The sequence below is a fragment of the Rhizorhabdus wittichii genome (genome assembly GCF_017607425.1).
Lineage (GTDB): Bacteria > Pseudomonadota > Alphaproteobacteria > Sphingomonadales > Sphingomonadaceae > Rhizorhabdus > Rhizorhabdus wittichii.
Map to the genome: position 1 here is coordinate 975,750 of NZ_CP059319.1, position 18,800 is coordinate 994,549.

Annotated in this window: 20 protein-coding genes; all 20 read right to left on the reverse strand. The window is 63.3% G+C overall.

What is annotated here, in order from left to right:
* Positions 1-78: 78 nt before the first annotated feature.
* A complete protein-coding gene (locus HRJ34_RS04770) occupies positions 79-444 on the reverse strand; it encodes a DUF6283 family protein (protein WP_021688170.1) in 366 nt (121 codons plus the stop codon).
* Positions 441-980, reverse strand: coding sequence for a hypothetical protein (locus tag HRJ34_RS04775; RefSeq protein WP_021688171.1), 540 nt, complete (start codon positions 978-980; stop codon positions 441-443). Before HRJ34_RS04775 ends, HRJ34_RS04770 begins: the two co-directional genes overlap by 4 nt.
* Before the next feature lie 265 nt (positions 981-1,245).
* The gene (locus tag HRJ34_RS04780; RefSeq protein ID WP_040714537.1) at positions 1,246-1,605 is read right to left on the reverse strand and encodes a hypothetical protein; all 360 of its coding nucleotides are present in this window, start codon (positions 1,603-1,605) and stop codon (positions 1,246-1,248) included.
* A gap of 44 nt (positions 1,606-1,649) precedes the next feature.
* Complete coding sequence (locus HRJ34_RS04785) at positions 1,650-2,240, reverse strand: DUF1419 domain-containing protein (RefSeq protein ID WP_021688173.1); 591 nt, start codon at positions 2,238-2,240, stop codon at positions 1,650-1,652.
* A gap of 72 nt (positions 2,241-2,312) precedes the next feature.
* Complete coding sequence (locus HRJ34_RS04790) at positions 2,313-4,013, reverse strand: ATP-binding protein (protein ID WP_021688174.1); 1,701 nt, start codon at positions 4,011-4,013, stop codon at positions 2,313-2,315.
* 144 nt (positions 4,014-4,157) lie between these two features.
* Complete coding sequence (locus HRJ34_RS04795; protein WP_021688175.1) at positions 4,158-4,598, reverse strand: hypothetical protein; 441 nt, start codon at positions 4,596-4,598, stop codon at positions 4,158-4,160.
* Positions 4,599-4,600: 2 nt separating this feature from the next.
* Positions 4,601-5,107, reverse strand: coding sequence for a hypothetical protein (locus HRJ34_RS04800; protein WP_021688176.1), 507 nt, complete (start codon positions 5,105-5,107; stop codon positions 4,601-4,603).
* Positions 5,104-6,618 carry a DUF3560 domain-containing protein gene (locus HRJ34_RS04805; RefSeq protein ID WP_226949047.1) on the reverse strand — a complete coding sequence of 505 codons (1,515 nt, stop codon included), beginning with the start codon at positions 6,616-6,618 and terminating at the stop codon, positions 5,104-5,106. The genes HRJ34_RS04800 and HRJ34_RS04805 overlap by 4 nt, the downstream gene beginning before the upstream one ends.
* Before the next feature lie 102 nt (positions 6,619-6,720).
* Positions 6,721-6,915, reverse strand: coding sequence for a hypothetical protein (locus HRJ34_RS04810; protein ID WP_021688178.1), 195 nt, complete (start codon positions 6,913-6,915; stop codon positions 6,721-6,723).
* Between the two features lie 140 nt (positions 6,916-7,055).
* A complete protein-coding gene (locus tag HRJ34_RS04815) occupies positions 7,056-7,430 on the reverse strand; it encodes a hypothetical protein (RefSeq protein ID WP_047170220.1) in 375 nt (124 codons plus the stop codon).
* Positions 7,431-7,565: 135 nt separating this feature from the next.
* Positions 7,566-8,045 carry a hypothetical protein gene (locus HRJ34_RS04820; protein WP_021688180.1) on the reverse strand — a complete coding sequence of 160 codons (480 nt, stop codon included), beginning with the start codon at positions 8,043-8,045 and terminating at the stop codon, positions 7,566-7,568.
* A 5-nt stretch (positions 8,046-8,050) separates the two neighbouring features.
* Positions 8,051-8,806 (reverse strand): hypothetical protein, encoded by a 756-nt coding sequence (locus tag HRJ34_RS04825; protein ID WP_021688181.1) that lies wholly within the window; start codon positions 8,804-8,806, stop codon positions 8,051-8,053.
* Between the two features lie 43 nt (positions 8,807-8,849).
* Positions 8,850-9,311 (reverse strand): hypothetical protein, encoded by a 462-nt coding sequence (locus HRJ34_RS04830; RefSeq protein WP_021688182.1) that lies wholly within the window; start codon positions 9,309-9,311, stop codon positions 8,850-8,852.
* Positions 9,312-9,322: 11 nt separating this feature from the next.
* Positions 9,323-9,970, reverse strand: a complete 648-nt coding sequence (locus HRJ34_RS04835; protein WP_021688183.1) for a hypothetical protein — start codon at positions 9,968-9,970, stop codon at positions 9,323-9,325.
* A 73-nt stretch (positions 9,971-10,043) separates the two neighbouring features.
* Positions 10,044-10,184 (reverse strand): DUF5983 family protein, encoded by a 141-nt coding sequence (locus HRJ34_RS29710; RefSeq protein ID WP_157034366.1) that lies wholly within the window; start codon positions 10,182-10,184, stop codon positions 10,044-10,046.
* Between the two features lie 9 nt (positions 10,185-10,193).
* The gene (locus HRJ34_RS04840) at positions 10,194-11,414 is read right to left on the reverse strand and encodes a hypothetical protein (RefSeq protein ID WP_021688184.1); all 1,221 of its coding nucleotides are present in this window, start codon (positions 11,412-11,414) and stop codon (positions 10,194-10,196) included.
* Between the two features lie 427 nt (positions 11,415-11,841).
* Entirely contained in the window at positions 11,842-12,183 is a 342-nt protein-coding gene (locus HRJ34_RS04845) for a sigma factor-like helix-turn-helix DNA-binding protein (RefSeq protein ID WP_021688185.1), read from the reverse strand.
* A 335-nt stretch (positions 12,184-12,518) separates the two neighbouring features.
* The gene (locus tag HRJ34_RS04850; RefSeq protein WP_030090520.1) at positions 12,519-13,046 is read right to left on the reverse strand and encodes a hypothetical protein; all 528 of its coding nucleotides are present in this window, start codon (positions 13,044-13,046) and stop codon (positions 12,519-12,521) included.
* Complete coding sequence (locus tag HRJ34_RS04855; protein WP_021688187.1) at positions 13,043-13,288, reverse strand: type II toxin-antitoxin system TacA family antitoxin; 246 nt, start codon at positions 13,286-13,288, stop codon at positions 13,043-13,045. The genes HRJ34_RS04850 and HRJ34_RS04855 overlap by 4 nt, the downstream gene beginning before the upstream one ends.
* Before the next feature lie 260 nt (positions 13,289-13,548).
* On the reverse strand, positions 13,549-18,720 hold the full coding sequence (locus HRJ34_RS04860; RefSeq protein WP_030090518.1) for a lactate dehydrogenase: 5,172 nt from the start codon (positions 18,718-18,720) through the stop codon (positions 13,549-13,551).
* Between the last annotated feature and the right edge of the window lie 80 nt (positions 18,721-18,800).

The following is an 18,800-nucleotide window of genomic DNA, read 5'->3' on the forward strand; positions in this document are numbered from 1 at the left end:
GTCTCCCTGGCGGATTCGACCGGACGCGGCGCACGAGGCGCCCGGTCTTGTATCGGGGATGGAAGGCTATTGGCGGTCTCAGGGCCGCTGCATCATCCTGGCCCGGACGCTCTCGATCCATTGTGCCGGGTTGTTATGATGCTCTAGAAATTCCTGCGACCACGCGAATACCGTCTCGGTATCCGGCTCGACCGTATCGAGCGCGTCGCCATAATCGGGATGGTGCGCGCCTTTGCAGCTGTTGCGCATGAAGATGAGCGCGCCGGCGCACATGGCGCGGGCATCGCTGCCGTCGCCCGGAATGGTCTTGTGGCAAGGCAGCGGCGGCCCGTCGAACTGGATCTGCTGCGTGAAATCCTCCGGCCGGTAGCCGCCCAGCCAACCGGCGGGATGATCGCGGCGCCAGGGGCATTCGTTGCACGGCCGCGTGAGCAGCGGCTTCATGTCGCGCCCGCCCGCGCGGTTTGCAGCGTCTCCGCCATGAGCCACCGGGTCGAGCCGCCGAATATTTCCGTATCGGTGACGACATAATAGCCGCCGCCGAAAGCGCCGGCGATGTCCTTGTCAGCCACCTCCGCCCATTGAAAACCGAAGGGCAGCGCGGATTTGCAGACCTTCTGGATCAGTGATGCGAGAGCCGGAACGTCGACCTCATGGCCGCTGATGAACGCGAACTGTGTCCTGGCCTCCGGGTCACCTTGAATAATGAGGTCGGCGTCGAACTCGGGGAAGCCCGGGTCGGACCAGAGATCGAGAAAGTCCGCGAATGGATCTTCCTCTTCCGGCTTTTTCGGGAAGGTGTTCCTGAAGGCTTCGCTGAGCGACGCGTAACAGGTCTTCACCGCTTGCAGGCTGTCAGACGAGAGTTCTGCGAAGTCGCTGGACAGCTGCGCCGACACGGCGAAGCATTCCTTGAGCAGCAACGCTTCCGCCGGCGTCACCGGAATGGCGAACGCCGTTTGCAGATAGTGATTGGCCATTTTCGGGCTCCTCGATGAAAAGGACAGAATGGAGGTCGAGAGCACGAAGCCGGCTCAGTCGCCGATCGCCTCGACGCAGCTTTCGCCATCGATATCGAACGGGCCGGTATCGGTATCGATCGGATCATGGTTGGCGCTTTAGTCGTCGATTTGCTCGATTGTCGGGGACAGCCATTCCACAAAATGATCGGCCCGTTCCCGCGCCTCGGTGGCGTCATCCGCATCGACGATGACGGAGATGAACGCTTTCACGTCGACGGAATATCTAGGCATCGTTCGTCTCCGATCCCCTGCCCCACCGCTCGACGGTCTCCGTCGCGACCTGCTTGACCGGCACGATCCGGCCCCGGTTCATCGCGGCGTCGATCAGAGCGCACAGGACGAAATCGAGATCGAAGGCGGCCTCTGGGTCGCCGAAAGGGCCGAAGCCGGGTTGCTCCTGGCCGGACAGCGGCTCTTGCTGTCGCATAGCCTTGCGCGCGAGACCTTCGATCACCGCTAGGTCTGCTTCGACCTTGGGGTTCATGGCGTCGCCGATCACGTTCACCTTCGCGGTCACCTCGACCAGCTCGGTGTGGAGATGGCTGGATCGCATCACGACCAGCACCTTGCGTTGCATTGTCATGGCAAATTCCTTTGGGGATGTTGGTCCGCATGGTTGCCGACCGGCTAGATCATCGGATCTATGGGCAGCCGGGCGCTGATCTCGTCGTCCGTAAGATCTTCGAGAAGCTTCTGGACCGTGCCGACGCCGGGTTGATGGACAAGGATGACACGCTTGCCGCGGTGTTCGGGAGGCCAGGAATCGGGAGCGGCCTCCCCGGCAAGACCGCGATAGTCGGCAGGCGTGCGCGCCCATATCAGGTCGAGCTTTGCGTCGCGCGACAGGCCGGCGGTGCCCGTTGTCTCATGCTCGACAATCGCCGCGCGCATCGCGTCAGGGCTATGGCGGTGACCAAGGTTGCAATAGCCGGTGAACCAGCGGGTGCGTCCGATCACGATCTCGAAAAAGACAGAGCCGACGAAACCGGCCTTGAGTTCGGACATCGCGAACATCCCGGCGCGCATGAACAATGGCGGCAGCATCTCGAGCATGTATTCGTAGGAGGTGCTCTCGATTTCAAACCAGCTATTCTCAAAGGCCTTTCCCGAAATACGATCCTCACAGGGGCAGTCTGGGACGCGGTTGAACAGCTCGAACATCTGCTCGCGCGTCGCGACGCCGTCGAAAATCTTCCTGAATGGCGGAGCTTGGGTCATGGGGCGGTTCCTCATGGACATGGCCCGCCGCGGCGCGCGACAGCACGCCTGGCAGGCTGGTATGGGAAGGGGCTATTCGACGGCGCTGAGCACGGACATGTCGTCATTGTCCGCGAAGCTGGCCTCGACCCGATGGTTGACAGCCTGCATCCTGATCGCCCGGTCCTTGGGGATCAGCCAGGCGACATGCTCGCGCATCGCCTCGCGGACGCGTTCGAGGACCGCGGCATCCTCACCGAGCAGCAACATGTTCGCGACGAAGCGCGCCTGCATCTCGAACGCCGCCTGCTGGGTATGATAGCTGTCGGCATCGCAATCCTCATCGGGATAGAAACAGGCAGCTTCGATCAGCGAGGCAAGTTCGCAGGGCGTGATCGCGCTGTCGGCTCCGAGCAGGATGATGACCTCCTCAAGATCGGTCCAGCGATCGGGTGGCATGATCAGGACATCGGCGGGAAGCACGATCACATCGACGTTTTCGGTGGGAACGTCCTGCCCCTGCACGGCGATTTCGAGGGAGATTGCCTCGACCCGCCCGGAGCGAAAATCGGATGGCGGTTCCATGTCCGCACCGTAGTCGCAGATGTCGCCTTCACCCCGCTCGATACGGAAGGAACAGCCGAGCACCCGCGGGATGGCATTATACCAGACATATCCCGCGAAATCGTCGATCGGACGTACCAGCGCCGCGCCGAGCGGCCGTCCTGAAGCAACCGCGCGGTTCACGGCTTGCTCGATGTGGGTCTGGTCCGCCGGCATCAGGATCATCGGCTCGCCCGCCACCCGTTCGCCGATCGGAACGCCATCGGTTTCCGCCGTGCGCGGCGTCCATTCATGGAGCCAGGGGGCTGCTTCCGGCAGGGATATGCCGAGTGCCCTGGCGCGCTGCCAATGGGCAAAGGAAAGCCGATGGTGGCCTTTGCGGGCGATGGTGCGGAAGATCGCCGCCTCACAGGCTTCGCGCAGCGCCTCGAGCGCGGCCCCCTGCAAAATTTCCTTGCGCGCTGGCAGGACAAACCGAATTGGGCAGGTGTCGACGATATCGACCTTGGCATACCAGCCCCGGCCGCCATCGGCGTCGCTGACGAACGGCAGCCGGCAGCACACGGTAAGCCCGTGGAAGTTGATCCTGGGCTGTTCGCGATGGAGATCATATTTATCGGTGAAGACGCCGATGCGGCAGCCTTCCCATTCCTCGATCCGCACGGCGCCATGAAGGAAATTCTCGTACGGTTGCCGGTTGCCATCGAACCAGATCGACACCGGGCAGAAACGAGCCGCGCTCTTGACGGACTGTTCCAATTGCTGCGCCCACGCCTCGGGCAGGTCGATCTCGATTTCCGTGCCCTGGTCGAGCGAGGAAGGGATGACGTCGAGCGCCTGGCCGCTTTCCCATGCGTGCGGAGGGATCGACACTTGCCAGGCCGCGCCGATCGCGGCGGGATGGGAGCGCACGGTCACATGATGGCCGGCAAGACTGAACACACCCATGCCCGCGGGATCCTCCGATCGCGCGATCTTCTCATCCCAGCCGGAATCGCCGAGCGCCAGAAACTTGACCGGATCGGCGATACCGCACCCGTCGTCGCGGATGCGCAGCACAAGTCCCTGATCGGCCTTAACCTGGGTGATATCGATGCGCTTCGCGCCAGCTCGACGTGCGTTCTGGATAATTTCGAGGAGGGCGGCCAGCACCCCACCATCACTGAAGCGGCTGATTTTGGTGAGCAGCGACGGACTGACCATCGTATTGATTGTCGTGGGAAAGGTCATGGGAGCCTCCGGATTTCTGCGACCTCATCATCGCCCCAAATCCCGCCCTCCCCTTCGCGGCGCGATTGCGCGATTGGGATGCAGCACCCCGATGGGGCACCGCGAGCGCGGAATGGACGAAAAATGGATCGGCGAGTCGGGCGGTCAGGCGGCGATGCGCCGATAGACGGACTCGCCGTTCGAGAAGCTGCCCAGGCGGACAAGGGTCGCGAAACGCTGCTCGAATTTTGGCCCGATCCGGTCGAACCATCGCTGTGCCAGCCCTTCCTGGCCGACATCGATATCGTCCCGCAAGACCACCCAATAGGCTATGCAACCGCAATATTCCGAGAGGCCGAAGCGGGCATAGCCGTTCATGGCGACAATCCGGTCTTCACGATCGATCCAGCCGTCATGCGCCCATGCCGAAGGATAGAGTGCGAGCACCTGTTCCCGAAAATCCGCGACGATGAAGTCCCAGTCATCCTGTGCGGCAAATTCATCGAAATGGCGGGTGCCGGAATCGTCGTCATCCTCGATCCAGCCCGCGTCCCACTGCGAGAACGCGACATGCGCTCCGCCGGGATGGGATACCGAGCGTCCCATGGTCAGTTCCTTTCGTCGGCAGACGGCCGCCAGGCGGGCGGCTGGGCGGCGACAGGTTCATCGGCCGCAGCACGACCCGGATCTTGCGGCACGGGTTCCGGCTTTATTGTGGGATGGAAAGGATCGGACCAGTCGATATGATCGACGATCCAGTCCGGCACGAAGTCCCAGTCGAAACACAGGTCGTAGCTGTTGGCGACAACGCTCCAGGCCGCCTCGACCGCGCTGGCCCAGCCCACGACGGTCAAGCGCAGGTCAGCCGTGCCGACCGCATTGCAGGTTTGGCGGATGGCCAGCGCCAGGGCGATAGCGTCGGGATCGGAACTGGGATGATCGCGCAATGTCAGCACGGCCTCCCAGAGGCAGGCAGCGGTTTCGAGACTATCCATCAGCATCGCGCGGCTTCGGTTTTCCGCAGCGGGCGCGATCTCAGCCTTTGCGCAGACGCTGCGCGGCCGGACAGCGATCCGTGATGGCTCCGCGGGCCGGGAAGAGACGCCGGTTTTCATGCTGCGGTCTCCTCGGCCGCGGCATGGCGGGCGTCGGCTTCCAGAGCATCGAGGTCGATCGGTAGCGGCTTGCCCGGCTTGTCGGTGATCACCACCACTGAATCCGGCTTGTAGAACTCGCTGCCGATCGTCGAGATACGAATGCGGGCCACCGGCTCGCCAGACCGCACGCGCTCATGTCCTTGCCAATCCATCCGGACGCGGCGGCCATCGGCGGCTATCTCGACGGTCTTGAAGAGGGCATAGTCCCCTTTGGAGTTTTCCGAATAGATCGCCTGCGTCGTCGTATAGATTTCCGCGGGTTTGGCTGCGCCATACTTGCCCTTGCAGGCCGCGACCATCCGCAGATTCCAGACGGCCTGCAATTGCCGGGCCTGTTCGGCGGACGGATTGATCAGCGGCACGGCATCCGGCTTACGCGAAGCACGCCGCGTCTTTTTCTCGGGCACCGTGTAGCCGCACCCCTGCATCAGGTCGCGCCAGTCGCTCTCGCTCAATTCAAGGGTGGATGCCGACGCGATATGCGCCGGAAGCGGGACCGGGCTTTCGAGCCGGAAGACTGCCGCCGCGATCGCGGTGCATTTGGGGCTTTCCGCGCCATGCTCACGAGCGAAGGCCTGGATGATGACCGGGGTCAGTTCGCCATCATAGCGCGGCACGTCGCCCAGCATGGAACGCTCGAATGCGAGCCGGTGCAGGACGTGCTCGATCCAGCGGCCGCGGTTGGGGCCGTTGACGGCGAGCGTTGCCCCGTCGATGCATTGCTGCCGTGCGTCGGCAGGCGTGATCTCGCCCTTGTCGACCTTGTAGTAGAGATCATAGCCTGACCAGAGTTCGCGGGAATCCCTGTTGCCGAGCGCATGGCGGATCTGTTCGTCGGTCGTGATCTCCTCCCAGATCGCCAGCGCCGCATGGGCCCTGTTGATGCCGCGCTGAAGGTCGCGCAGTTCCGCCAGCAGCATCTTGATCCGGTTGGCGCGGACGCGCGGATCACTCTTCCTGCTGGCGTAATGCTCGGCGCTGCTCGCGCGGCCGAGCCAGTAGCCCGCGGCCTTCTCGGCCTTCACGGCCGCTGTCATGGCGGAGTGCATGCGTTCCTGGGTCTTGCGCGCACCGCGCTCGCTATGATGACCGACAAGGATCGGCTGGCCCATATAGAAGGCCTGCGACAGTTCGTCCGCGCGGCGCGCAAAGGCGTTGGCTTGGGCGTGGCGCTTGTCTGCAAGGCCCTCGAGCCGTTCGGCCTTCATCGCGGCGCGCTCGGCCAGGGTCATCTCTTCCGCCTCGATCTCGCCAGCCAGTTCGATGGCCAGGTCCTCGCGTTGCGGCGTCCACCTGGGCGCGACGAACAGCTCCTGTTTCGGAGCCCATTTGAACCCGGCCTCCTTGACCTGTGCATAGGTCTCGGCATCAAGGCGCGATGATGCGTAAATGCGGATCTTGTTGTCCTCGGGGCTGTAGGTTGCGGTAAAGCTGGTCATCGATCGTTTTTTCGAGCGGTCCGCGATCATCAGGTTTCGGGGCAAGGCGGTGCATCTGCGCTCCCCGGAATCACGAAGCCCGGCGCGATGGCCGGGCTTCGTGGAAAACGGGGAATGTTGGTGTCGGATGGGCTATTCGCGCAGGTCTCCTGCGGCTATGTCGCCAATCCAGCTCGAGGCTTCCTCAAAATCAGCGTCGTCGTCTTCGACCAACGCGGCGAGCGCGACCGCCCCGGTGCGGCCGAGCTGGCCGAGGCGCTGAATGGCTGCGTAGAGGATGGGCGCGAGTTGCTCGGCGGTCGCGGTATCGATGTCGGTAGTCGTCATGCAGATGCTCCTTGTGGAAATGGTGGGTGGCAAGGGATGGCCCGCGGCGCGGGCGGCACGACCGGCGCGCCCAACCATTCGCGCCAGGATTTCGGGATGGGCAGCTTCAGGCGCCTTTTCAGGCGAATTCGACGACGACCTCATTCACCGCGGGTTTCCGGCGTTTCGAGCAGCACGACAGCGATCGACGGCTTTTCGGAAGTATCGGCCTTGCGGCTGTCGTAGCGGTGAATCCCCTTCTCCGCGATCGTCAGCATATCGAACACCGGCACCGGCGATCCGTCGCCTCCGGGTACGGTCATCGCCGAATCTCGATATTGGATGTCGATGAAGCGCGGCGGCCCGCCTGTGTGGTATGGCCCGAAATAGAAGGTGACGCGCAGCCCCTCGCTGGTTTTCGCGCTGATGGTGAAGCCGCCGTCCGGAATATCGACCGGCAAGGTCGGAACATGGTTGAAGGTCGCGAAGCCGATGCTTTCCGCATCGGCACGGGTCATGATCGGCAGTTGCGACATGCTCGTCGACGAAGATGGTTTGTCCATGGAATATGGCCTTTCGGAACGGGTGAATACACCGGCTCACCGCCGGGATGATGAGCGCAGAAATCGGCCGGGACCCGGCAGTCGTGCAGACGGTATCCCCAACCGCGGCTAGGAACGCCGAAGCGCTTTCTCGTCTGGCGTCTCGATATGGACATAGCGCCTGCCGCCGCTGCGGCGTTTGCGAATGCGTCCGTCCACGAACGCATCGGCCCATCGTTGCGCTTCGGCCGCACGAGCGCCGCCAGCGCATTCATCGGCCTGCTCGAAGAGCGCATAGGCAAGGGCATATTGTTCGCGCTCCGGAAGGGAGAGCAATATTGTGGCGATCGGCAAGGCGCTCTCGTAGAACTCGAGCACGCGGCAACCCAGACCGCTGTGCATCAGGATAGCAATGCGACCCCTGCTTCCGATACCTGTCGGTCGCGCTATCTGCACATCATGCGATGCATAGGTGATCGAGACGCGGGAGGTTTCGGCTTCACCGCGATGGAAGACGCGATCGTCGCGATGGGCAAGCGGGTGCGCGAGAACCTCATAGCCGTCGAAGTTCTCGACCTTGCGAATGTAGTTATGTCCGATAACGCCCATGGCGGTCACTCCGCTGCCATTTGTGCCGTGGCTCGGCCGTCCGAGGCACTGGCTGCATCGAGGCGGGCTATCCAATCCGGATCGATGCAGGCGTCCTCCACGGCCCAACTGCTGATGGAGGCAGGGACGGGATCGCCATTGTCGCGTGAGACCAGCAGGAGATCATCGGGATCGGCGCCCTCGACATCATAATCGACGACACGCACCGTGATCGGCCTGTCGGCGATGATGCCCTGGACAAGACCGCCATCGAGTTCGATCACGACATTGGCTTCCTGTGGAGTCAGTTCACCGCCGTTGATCCGCATGCAGAGGCCATCGATCTCATCCGAAGTCAGCGGCTCATGCCGACCGAGATTGCTGGCGACATCGTCAAGGTCGGCCCCACAGTGGCATCGCTGGTGGTCACGCAATGCCGCAAGCACGGTCGAGAGTTCCCGATCGTTGAGTGCGAGAACCGTTACCCCCTGGAGGTCGGCCTTTTCGATCCACACATCGCAGCCGGCCGCATCCGCGAGGTCGTCATGGTCCATGTCGCTGATGTCGATGCCGAGCGCGGCGAGGTGACGGCATTGCGCCGCGATCAGCCCCATCTCCCAGCTGCCGACGTCGATCGGCGGCAGGGCCTCGGAATCGAGGTCGGCGCGAAGCTGGTTCACCAACCGGGTCGCGGCAATCCGGGCTTCGCGTTCGCTGGTGTGATAGCTCGTGATTTTGGACGGTTGCGAGAAATGCGTTCCGTTGGCGACGAAAATATCCATGTCGAATTCTCCGGATAGTGAGGATGCGGGATCGGTGCGGGCATCAGGCGGCGCAGCGGGCAGCGTCCTGGGAAAGGCCGAGATCAAAGGCGGTGAGGTCGGCGAACCGCGGCTCGAGGCGGTCGAAAGCAGCCGTCAGATCATCGATGTCGATCCAGGTGAAGGCGTCACCGGGATCGGCATCGAGCTGGAAGACGATGGGTGTGAAGGCCGCGGTCATCTCCGGGAAGCTGGCCTGGATGATCAAGGTTTCGATCCGGCGTCCCAGAGCGGCGATGCGGGAGGCAAGCGCGGCCCGCTCGGCATGCGGCATCGCGTAATAGCGATCGGGCGCCAGCAACGGAGAGATGCGAACGCACGGGAGACGCCCGACATGTTTCGGCCCGACAACCGTGCCGGTCAATGCCCGGCGTTCGGCCGCGACCTTGTCGGCAGGGACCAGCGCGCGATAGACATAGTGCGGCAGCGTCCCCGCGATGCGGGAACGGGTGACGATGATTTCCATGATGATTGTCCTCAGGCGAAGAGCCGGGTTGCAGCGGCGTCCGGTTGGGGAAGATCGAGGTCGCGGCGGATACGTTCGGCGAGCCTAGCGGGCTCGATCAGCTCCGCCACGGAAGCGAAGTGATTGCGGCCGCCGACATAATCCTCGCGGCCTTTGCAGCTACGAAACATCACCTCGTGGCCGGGGCCCATGCAGCCCAGATCGAGCTGGATATAGAGATGGGCGGCGTGAAGAATAATTTCACCCGAGCAGGCGCCCCCAGCCATATTTGAACGAATCTGAAATTCGTTCCGTTGGAGGCCGAGCGCCTCGGCGAGCCGTCGCAGTGCGGCGCGGCCCTCCTGGTGAAAAATGGCCTTCGCCTCGCTGTCATAGTCGACCCCGCGCCGTGCAAGCGTCACCAGGATAGGCGTGCGTTCGGCGGCGCCGACGGCTTCGACGCAGGCACGGCGCAACTCGGTCTGGGGCGGACGGTTCTCGGTTGCTATGTTGCCGAGATGGCGCACCAGCAACAGGACGGCCGGATCACGCTCCACGTCAATATGGTTGCGATGGCACTCGTCGATTGCCTGGATCAGGACATTCAGCCCTCCGGCAAGCGTGGTCAGCGCGGAAGGGTCGAGCGCCTGCTGAAAGCGAAACGCGGCGTCATAGGACATGGGGTTCTGCTCCTGAGACCTGAGCGCATCATCACGCCCGCCTCACTCCTTCCCCCTCCCCTCGATCAGGCCGTCACCATTCGTAGCAGGCGAGCCGATCGGTCGTGGACGCGTCGCGGTCCAGGATCAGATAATTGCAGCCCAGTCCGCGCGCGAACGCCAGCGCACTGACAAGATCGGCCGGGAGATGCCGGCGGCACGGGCGCGCCGACACCGGTCGCGATCACGCGATGGTCACCTGCAGGGGACGCCGCGGTTCGAGATGGTTGCGAACGAAGCCGCGTGTGATGCCCAGTTCGCCGGACGCAACCTTGGCAAGCTGCTCTTCGAACGTGAGCTTGCGGGTCGCGGCGGCATCGCGTGCCGCCCTTGCCTCTGCTCGCCGCGTTTCCTCCCAGTGCGCTTTCGCCTCGTCGAAGGCCATCGTGCCGAGCAGACGCCGGAACGCATAGATCTCCCGAGGCGAAGCTGGAGGCCATGACGAGCTACGCACCGGCGCATGGCGAGCCCGGCCGGGGCGTCTGGGGGGCGGCAACACTTGTCCTTCGCCCGCCAGTTCGGCGGCAAATGCATCCCGAAGACGATAGGCGCTCGATGCGCCGATCACGAGTTCGCGCGCGGCGCGCTGGACGGGCACGTGATCGAGCAGCATCGCGCGCAGAAGGTCTTTCTGCTCATCGGTGACGAAACGGGCGCTCTGGGCATGAACATGCCGGACCCCGGCGGCATCGCATCCGGGGAGCGTTTCTCCCTTGCGGCGCAGGCGCCGCAAAAGCCGGGCCCTGATGCGCGTGCAGCTCGTCCGCGACACGCCGGTGCGATCGGCGATCTTCTGAGTGCCAAGCCCCTGCAGGAAGAGGTCCTCGACCTTTCTGCGCTTCGCCGGCGACAGCTTCACGCCACTATAGGCCTGACCGCCGCCCGGCGGCGGCAGCGGTGCCTTGCCGCGGGCAAGCAGTTCACGGTTATACCGGCGGCGCTGCTCGGATACGCAGGCCGCCGACACGCCAAGACGCAACTGGATGTCGATGCCCTTGTAACCCTTCTTCAAGGCATAGCGCAGCCGCTCGATGCCCTCGGCCGTCAGGCGGCCATGCTGATCGCGCTCTGCGGGACGATATCCACGCCGGACACAAAGGGCGATCGTCACCGCATTGCAGGCGCTGGCTTCGCAGATACCGAAATGTTTGCCGATGGCGCTGAACGACCAGTTCTCGACCTCGCGCAGTCGGATGGCTTCGTCGAGATCCCCGCCACCAAGGCGCGGTCTGGGCGCGGCATTTCTATGGGCTGTCTTCAGGCCGAGCTTGTGGGCCTTGACCTGCAAGGCATGGATGCTTCGGCCCGGCAGCCGCTGCGCAACGCTATGCCCTTCGGCCGGATACCAGGCGCGCAGCGTAGCGATTTCCTGCGCCGTCCATGGCGCGGATCTGGGAGTGGTCATGGGGAACGTCTCCGAAGAAGGGAGAGCCCACGCCGCGCAAAACCGGGGTGTGGTGGTCCGTGGCCCATTTGGACACACGCGCCTGCTCCCTTCCCTACTTCCCCCTTCACTCCCTATGGCCGCACGGGGCGGGGGAGATTGCTCGGCCGCGTTCGCCGTCGCGATGTTCGCCATCGCCCTGAGCGGCCACCTTGCGCGAAAGGCTGTCGGCATCTCCGTGCGGTTTTACCTTGCGACCGCCATCCCCTGGAAACCTGGTCGAGCAATGGCCGGGTAAGCCAGTGTCGCGATGGCAATCTCCCCTTTCCTCACATGGATTTCAGGAAAAGATTTCGGATAGTGGGAACGCGGATGGCGGTTTTCTGAAACCGGCAGGAGACTGTGCCGCCGCATCGCCAAACCGAGGACGGACGGAAAGCCCAAGCGTTTACGGCGCGCCTCGAACGAGTTGCAAATCCAGGGACAGCCGCTCCGCTACCTCCTTCCGGTTCAGCCCGAGCCTGCGAGCAATCTGGCTGATGGTGAGGCCGTTCAGCCGATGGAGATAGAGCACGCGCTCGGTGAAATGGGGCAGCGTCTCGATCATATCCCATATCTCGCCGTCCTGCTCCGGATCGGCGTGCGTGCCCATCGTCCTTTCCATGATTGCCTGCAGTGCGATCGCGCCTTCGTCGTCATGGTGCGCGACCATGATGGCCAGCACCTGCTCCATCATTTCCAACGCGCGATCCCGCTCCGGGCCGGCTGCGATGATGTTCGAATGCCGCATGATTCACCTCCAGGTGCCAGAGGCCAGCAGCATAGGTCGCCTATAACATGTCCGCACGTGCAACTGTTTTCAAATCGCAAACTATCTTGGGAATTTTCTTACCAGAGGCTTGTGCGGACAGCGCCTCCTCATCGGACATTTTAAGCGAATGATCTGAACGGATCGCTTGCCGCCTATCTGTCAAGCCCGCGCCATGTATTCCCGGTTCGTGAACGAACGTGGGGCGTATCTCAAATTTCCGGGGCCTCGGCTCGGATGTCATCATACGAATGGCCCCGATGCGGCATTCACGTCGAACGCGAATGCAATTGACCGGTGTATCGCGCACCAGGCGCCTACAATTGACCCGCTGATCTCAATTCACGTTCAAGTGTCGCAAAAGGCAATATGAGGGTCAGCGGTTTGTCGTGCAGTGTTATGGCGCCATAGCTGGCATACCATGCGGCAGCCCGCTCGTTCTTGGCGTCGATGATCAGCATCACCCCGCCGACTTCTGCCGCGACGCGAATGCATCTGCGGCCGATGGCGCCAAGAAGTTGCCCCCCAAGCCCGTTCCCCTGCACCCGAATATCGGTTGCAAGCCGCGCGAGCCGGAAACCGGGCACTTCATGCCTGGCGAGGCCCCGCCTCGCAAGTTCGGGCGTGTCGGCATGGTCCATGCTGCCAGGAGCGATGCTGTAGAAACCGAGAATCGTCTTGTTGTCGGTGTCGTCGACGGCAAGGAACGTCTTGGCCCCGCCCAGCTCATGGCTTTGCCGGGCATAGCGCCGCAAGAAGATGTTCAGATCATTGTCACCGCAGTCGAAGGAAGCTCGGTCATGCGCTTTTGCGATCGCGTCCTCGTGCCAGGACGGAAGTCTCATGCGAGCTTGGGCATCGCGGCGATGGCAGCGCGCAATTTTGCATTCGCCGGAGGGGGATTTTCGAGCAGATCGAGAACGAGCAGGCTGTCCCGTTCGCTCAGCTTGGTCCGCTCCGCCTCTTCGATTACGCTCTCGGCCTCGCGCAGCGCCGAACCGGTGACAAAGGTCGTCAGATCGGTATGTCTGAGCGCCGCCGCCCGGGCGAGCAAAGCCTTTTGCTCCGGTCGTATGCGCAGGCTCATGCGCCTATTGTCTTCCACCACAGCTCGCGGCATTGCACGCCTCCGTTTGTACAGTTTCAATTAGTACATGATCGAATAGTGCCCCGTCAAGAATGTACGCCTTGAAAGCGCACAATGGAAATTGGCCAGCCCAGGGTGAGCCCATCTCAATCCCTTTCCATGGCTCAAGCAGCTGGTGCCGACCGACACGACCGCTATTGTCGCATTGCCAACGTCGCCAGGAGTGCGCGCGGAATCGTCCCGTCCAATGGTCGAGACCGTCATGCCGCTTGCGGAACCGCACTTTCGTTGCCGAAAGGCGGTGCCAAGGTTGCGTCCTCGTCATTCCCCGGCTCGAATTCGCCCTTCGTCGTCGCCAGATCGGCCTCCAGTTCCGCGAGTTCCCGCAGCTTGTCTTCCAGCAAGGCTGCATCGGGAAATTCCTGGCCGAGACGCGCCTCGAAAGCCGGAAGGCGCCGCTCGTTCGCTTCGAGATCGGCCTGGACGGCCGCAAGATCAGCGTCGAGATTGAGAATGGAGGATTCGAGCCGGCCCAACGCCGTGGTCCATCGCGTCCTGTCGGATACTTCGAACGCATTGCGCTCGCCGTGGTGCAGTGCCGCGACGGACGTGCGGATACCGCGCTCGCCATCATCGTCGACAGCCTCGTAGCCTGAGAGCTCCACATCGATGCCGTTGACGGTGCCGAGCAACTGGCGTGCCCGGCCGCCGTGCAGCCGCAACTCGAAGGCCTGCCGCAGGATGCGTTCGCCGGCGGCCTTGCGGTCGGTGACCATGGTGCCGCCGCAATCGAACAGAACCTCGTCGTGACGCGGAAGAACCCGGCGCGCGATATCGGCTTCCAGCTTCGCGATCAGACTGGAGCCGTCGATGATGGCGTCCGCGGTTCGCTTGATGGTCCTGCGGATATTATACTGGTCGTCGATATGCGCGTCGCGCAGGCGCTCGAGCCTTGCGACCTCGGCATCGAGCCCAGCCTTGCGCATCAGGCGATCGTCGCCGGACGCCAGCGCCTTTGCGAGCGCGAACTGATTGACGTTGGAGCCGACATCCTCGATCCGGCGAATGGAGCGATCACCCGACATCGCCATGTTGATGAAGCGGGCTTTTCTTTCGAGCATCTGCCAGTTGGTCGCGTCCATCGAGCCACTGGTCGCGTAGCCGTATAGCTCGATTTCGTCGTTCTGGTTGCCCTGGCGCTCGATCCGGCCTTCGCGCTGCTCGATATCGGAGGGTATCCAGGGAACATCGAGATGATGCAGGGCCTTGAGGCGTTGCTGCGCGTTGACGCCCGTTCCCATGGTGGGCGTGGACCCGATGAGGATGCGCTTGCGCCCCTGATTGAGGTCGTTGAACAGGCGCTGCTTCGCGCTGTTCTTCTTGTAATGCTGCATGAAGGCGATCTGATCGGCCGGTATGCCCATCTCGATCAGCTGCTCGCGGATCCAGACATAGGCGGAGAAGCCGCGTGTCTCGATGGCGTTCTCGGTGCCGAGATCGGAGAAGATCATCTGCACGGCGCCGGGCAGCGGATAAGGTCGCCCGGTTTCCGGATCGGTGTAGCGATTGCCGCTCGTATCGCGCCAGATACTGTAGACATTCTCGATCAGGAGATTGAGCTTGTTGCCCTCCTCGTTCCCCATCATGGGATCGACGAAGCGGAGATCGATCGCCGAATGCCGCCCGTCGGTAATCACCGAAAGGAGGATATCATCGCCCTTCTGGGGGCGCCCGCTGCGGTTCTCGATCGCCTTGATGCGTCCGGCGAGCACCTTCTGATAGGCCTTGAAGGGCGCCCCGGACTGGGCGACGATGATCTTGCGCTTGCCGCCCTTGATGGTGGGCAGCCGGACATATTGGCGCAAATCGTCCTTGAGCACGACGTCGGCGACGCTACGATACATCGCCATCAAGTCGGCGACGTTGACGAATTCGCAGAAGCGCGTGACCGGCTTGTAGCTGCCGCTCGGCTGGAGTTCGAGTTCGGTGCGTGTGTCGCCGAAGTTCGCGGCCCAGGCGTCGAACTCATGCAAGCCCTTGGCCTGTAGCTCATCGGGCTGCATGAAGCGCTGCAGCGTATACATTTCGCCCAGCGTGTTGGTAATGGGCGTGCCCGACGACAGGATCAGTTCGCGGCCGGGATTGATGCCGGCAAGGTATCGACCCTTGACGAACAGATCCCATGCCCGCTGCGAGCCGGCCGGGTCGACGCCCTTGAGGTCGCCAAGATTGGTCGCAAAGGTGAGCTTGCGAAACTGCTGGGCCTCGTCGACCAGGATCTGGTCGATGCCGATCTCGCCGATATGGACAAGGTCGTCCTTGCGGGACTGCAGATTCTCAAGCCGCCGCTGGAGCCCCTCCTTGAGGCGCTCGACCCGCTTGCGCGAGACGCGATCGTCATTGTCGATGCCCGCGATCAGCCCCTCGTAGCTGGCGAGTTGGTCTTCGATCAGCTGCTTTTCGAAGGCTGCCGGGGTGGGGATGAACTTGAACGCATCATGGGTGATGATGATCGCATCCCAGTTGCCGGTCGCCGCGCGGGCCAGGAACCGCCGCCGCTTCTCCTTGATGAAGTTCGTGTCGTCGGCGACCAGGATGCGCGCGGTGGGATAGAGCATCAGGAACTCACGCGCGATCTGCGCGAGGCAATGATTGGGCACCGCCATCATCGGCTTGTTGGCAAGGCCGAGACGGCGTTGCTCCATCACGGCGGCGCACAGGCTGAAGGTTTTGCCCGCGCCGACGCTATGGGCGACATAGGTCGAGCCTGCGGCGACGATCCGCCAGACGACGCGCTTCTGGTGATCGCGCATCTGGATGGCGGTCGACGCGCCGGGCAGCGTCAGATGCTTGCCGTTGAAGGTCCGGGGAACGAGGTTGTTATAGGCGTCGTTGTAGATGCGGACCAGGCGATCAGCGCGTTCGCTGTCCTGCCAGACCCAGGTCTCGAAGGTCGACTTGATCTTCGCAAGCTTCTCTTTCGCGGCTTCGGTGTCGGTGACATTGAGCTCGCGGCGCTCCGAACCGTCAGCTTCGCGGTGAACATCGTAGATCTTGGGGATATGAGAATTGAGGGCATCTTCGAGCAGGTCGGCCGCGCCTCGGCGCGCCGTGCCCCAGGTCGAGGTGGAACTGACATGTCCCGCGAACGGGGCCTTGTCGACAGTCCAGCTCGCAATATCGACGGTATGAAAGATGGTGGTCTCGACCTCCATGATTTCCACGACGAAGGTTTCGATGACCCTGGTAGGAATCCAGGGCGCGCCGAGACGCGCAGTGATCTCGCTGGGTTTGAGGTCGACCGGCTGGACCGCTTCGAGCGCGATGGCGACGGCATGAAAGCGCGGATCGGTTTCGGCCTTCTCGCGGGCAAGGGCGAGCTTGGTCCGCACGGGGCCTGAAAGGGCCTCGTCCGCGGTGACCCAGTGGTCGAAGTGGGGCGTGGTGCGGACGGGGTCCAGATAGATATCGTCGGCAAGGTCCGCGAGCGCCTCGGCTTGCGCGACGCCGAGCAGGCCGGCGATCAACGGGAGATCGACGCGGCCGCGCTCGTGGAGCGACACCGCCAGCGCATCCTGCGCCGAGCGGATTTCATGGGCGACCGGCGGCTTGACGACACGTTCGGTGAAGATCGCGCCCGGCGTGCCGGTATCGCTCGCCTCGTCATAGGCCTCGATCGACGCGACCAGCCAGACGTCGGGATCGTCGAGGAAGGGCTGGAGGTTCGGGCGACGCTGATATTCCTTCTCGGCGCCGGTGTCGGGATCCGTGCGGATGCTGGTGATCGTCCGGTTGATCGGGCCGTACTTCCTGGTGAACTGCCTGTAGTGCGTGAGCAGCTTTTCCTGGGACGCGGCATAGGGCTGGTCGTTCAGCTGCGCCCGCAGGATCGCGCGCACCGCATCGCGGATCGGGATCAGCGCCTTGATGATGCTCGCGTGCTTGACAAACAGGCCAGTGGTGCCACGCCCCGATTTGACGTCGACGATGGCCGGCATCCCGTCGACGATCTGGTGCAGGACACCGCCGGAAACGAGATAGCTGCCTTCCTTGAACTCGGCTTCATCGGCAGCGGTCCCGATCTCAATGTCGAGCGACACGTCGACCCGGTCACGCAGCGACGTCGTGCGATGGACGGGGCGGCAGGCGCCTTCGTATCGGGATGCGATTGCCGACAGGGTGGTCGTGAGAGCTTGCCCGATGTCGACACCCGGCTCGGCGGCGCAGGTATAGTCCATGCCGAACTGGCCGCTTTTCCATTCATGAGCCCCAAGCACATGAGCGGGATTGTCGAGGAAATAGCGGTTGATCCGCAGCGGTCCCTCACCCTCGTCGCTATCGGGAACATCGGCCAGATCGATCCAATTGTGTCCGGGCCGGAGGAGATCAGGCTCGCGCTTGCGGAAGAGCAGGATATCGACGACGACGTCGGTGCCCGCTTCCTGCCGCATGGCCCGGCCGGGAAGGCGCACCGCACCCAGGAAATCCGCGATGCCGTCGATATGGCCGCGGGCCTTGGGATCGCTCTTGTCGAGCGAATAGCGCGAGGTCACGAACAGGGCGACGCCGCCCGGCCGAAGGTGCTCCAGCGATTTCGCGATGAAGAAATCGTGGAGCGACAGCCCGAGCCGGCCGAGGCTGGTCTTGTTCTGGATGCTGAGGTTCGAGAATGGGGGATTGCCGATAGCGAGGTCGAAGTCGCGCGGCAGCGACGCCTTGTCGAAATCGATGCAGCGGATGATCTGACCCGGATAGAGCGCGCTCGCGACGCGGGCGGTGACGGGATCGTTCTCGATACCGACGAACAGCGTGTCACTGGCCAGCCAGTCGGGCCGCAGCCCCATGAAGAGACCGCTGCCGCATCCGGGTTCCAGAACCTGGCCCCCGGTGAAGCCGAGGATGCGGGCGGCGTCCCACATGGCGCGGACGATATATTCGGGCGTATAGTGAGCATATTGCGTCGCGCGCTTGAGCGACTGAAGTTCGGCATCGGTCGTTTCGGCGGCAAGGCCGTGCCCCAGTTCCTCCCAGCCATCGCGGAATGTGCCCGCGCGATCGGCGAAGATGTTGTTCGCAAGCTCGGAGGCGCCGAAGCCGATGAACTTCGCGATGGCCTCCTGCTCGGCCGGCGTTGCTCCTCGTTGTTCGCGGTCCAGCAGGTTCAGCAGCCGGATCGCCTCGACATTGTCTTGCGCGCGGCCCTTCCACGAGGACGCCAGCATCCGCCCGGCGGCGAAGGAGAAATCGATGGGTTCGACCGGGGGCTGACCGGCAAGCACCTCCGCCGGCGCCAGCGAGAAGAGCGTAGGCTCGCAATGCTGGGAGATGATCGCTGCATCGGGCGCGACAGCGGGCGCCGGGTCGGGCGGCCTGACCGGCTGATCGAAGTCGAGGCATAGCTGGAGAGCCAGCGCGGATGCACTGTTTCGCATGGAATGCTTCCTTTTTGATGGGTTCGCGGGCGCAGCGCGGCGGCCCACAAGCTTGTCAGGCTGGTCGAAGATCAGGGTGT

Excerpts from the sequence above, each read along its gene's own strand:
- HRJ34_RS04795 (WP_021688175.1), bottom strand. The coding sequence starts at position 4,598 with ATGGGACGCTCGGTATCCCATCCCGGCGGAGCGCATGTCGCGTTCTCG.
- HRJ34_RS04785 (WP_021688173.1), bottom strand. The coding sequence starts at position 2,240 with ATGACCCAAGCTCCGCCATTCAGGAAGATTTTCGACGGCGTCGCGACG.
- HRJ34_RS04850 (WP_030090520.1), bottom strand. The coding sequence starts at position 13,046 with ATGAGACTTCCGTCCTGGCACGAGGACGCGATCGCAAAAGCGCATGAC.
- HRJ34_RS04845 (WP_021688185.1), bottom strand. The coding sequence starts at position 12,183 with ATGCGGCATTCGAACATCATCGCAGCCGGCCCGGAGCGGGATCGCGCG.
- HRJ34_RS04835 (WP_021688183.1), bottom strand. The coding sequence starts at position 9,970 with ATGTCCTATGACGCCGCGTTTCGCTTTCAGCAGGCGCTCGACCCTTCC.
- HRJ34_RS04780 (WP_040714537.1), bottom strand. The coding sequence starts at position 1,605 with ATGACAATGCAACGCAAGGTGCTGGTCGTGATGCGATCCAGCCATCTC.
- HRJ34_RS04800 (WP_021688176.1), bottom strand. The coding sequence starts at position 5,107 with ATGAAAACCGGCGTCTCTTCCCGGCCCGCGGAGCCATCACGGATCGCT.
- HRJ34_RS04770 (WP_021688170.1), bottom strand. The coding sequence starts at position 444 with ATGAAGCCGCTGCTCACGCGGCCGTGCAACGAATGCCCCTGGCGCCGC.
- HRJ34_RS04805 (WP_226949047.1), bottom strand. The coding sequence starts at position 6,618 with ATGATCGCGGACCGCTCGAAAAAACGATCGATGACCAGCTTTACCGCA.
- HRJ34_RS04820 (WP_021688180.1), bottom strand. The coding sequence starts at position 8,045 with ATGGGCGTTATCGGACATAACTACATTCGCAAGGTCGAGAACTTCGAC.
- HRJ34_RS04855 (WP_021688187.1), bottom strand. The coding sequence starts at position 13,288 with ATGAGCCTGCGCATACGACCGGAGCAAAAGGCTTTGCTCGCCCGGGCG.
- HRJ34_RS04830 (WP_021688182.1), bottom strand. The coding sequence starts at position 9,311 with ATGGAAATCATCGTCACCCGTTCCCGCATCGCGGGGACGCTGCCGCAC.
- HRJ34_RS04815 (WP_047170220.1), bottom strand. The coding sequence starts at position 7,430 with ATGTCGCAACTGCCGATCATGACCCGTGCCGATGCGGAAAGCATCGGC.
- HRJ34_RS04790 (WP_021688174.1), bottom strand. The coding sequence starts at position 4,013 with ATGACCTTTCCCACGACAATCAATACGATGGTCAGTCCGTCGCTGCTC.
- HRJ34_RS04860 (WP_030090518.1), bottom strand. The coding sequence starts at position 18,720 with ATGCGAAACAGTGCATCCGCGCTGGCTCTCCAGCTATGCCTCGACTTC.
- HRJ34_RS04775 (WP_021688171.1), bottom strand. The coding sequence starts at position 980 with ATGGCCAATCACTATCTGCAAACGGCGTTCGCCATTCCGGTGACGCCG.
- HRJ34_RS04840 (WP_021688184.1), bottom strand. The coding sequence starts at position 11,414 with ATGACCACTCCCAGATCCGCGCCATGGACGGCGCAGGAAATCGCTACG.
- HRJ34_RS04825 (WP_021688181.1), bottom strand. The coding sequence starts at position 8,806 with ATGGATATTTTCGTCGCCAACGGAACGCATTTCTCGCAACCGTCCAAA.
- HRJ34_RS04810 (WP_021688178.1), bottom strand. The coding sequence starts at position 6,915 with ATGACGACTACCGACATCGATACCGCGACCGCCGAGCAACTCGCGCCC.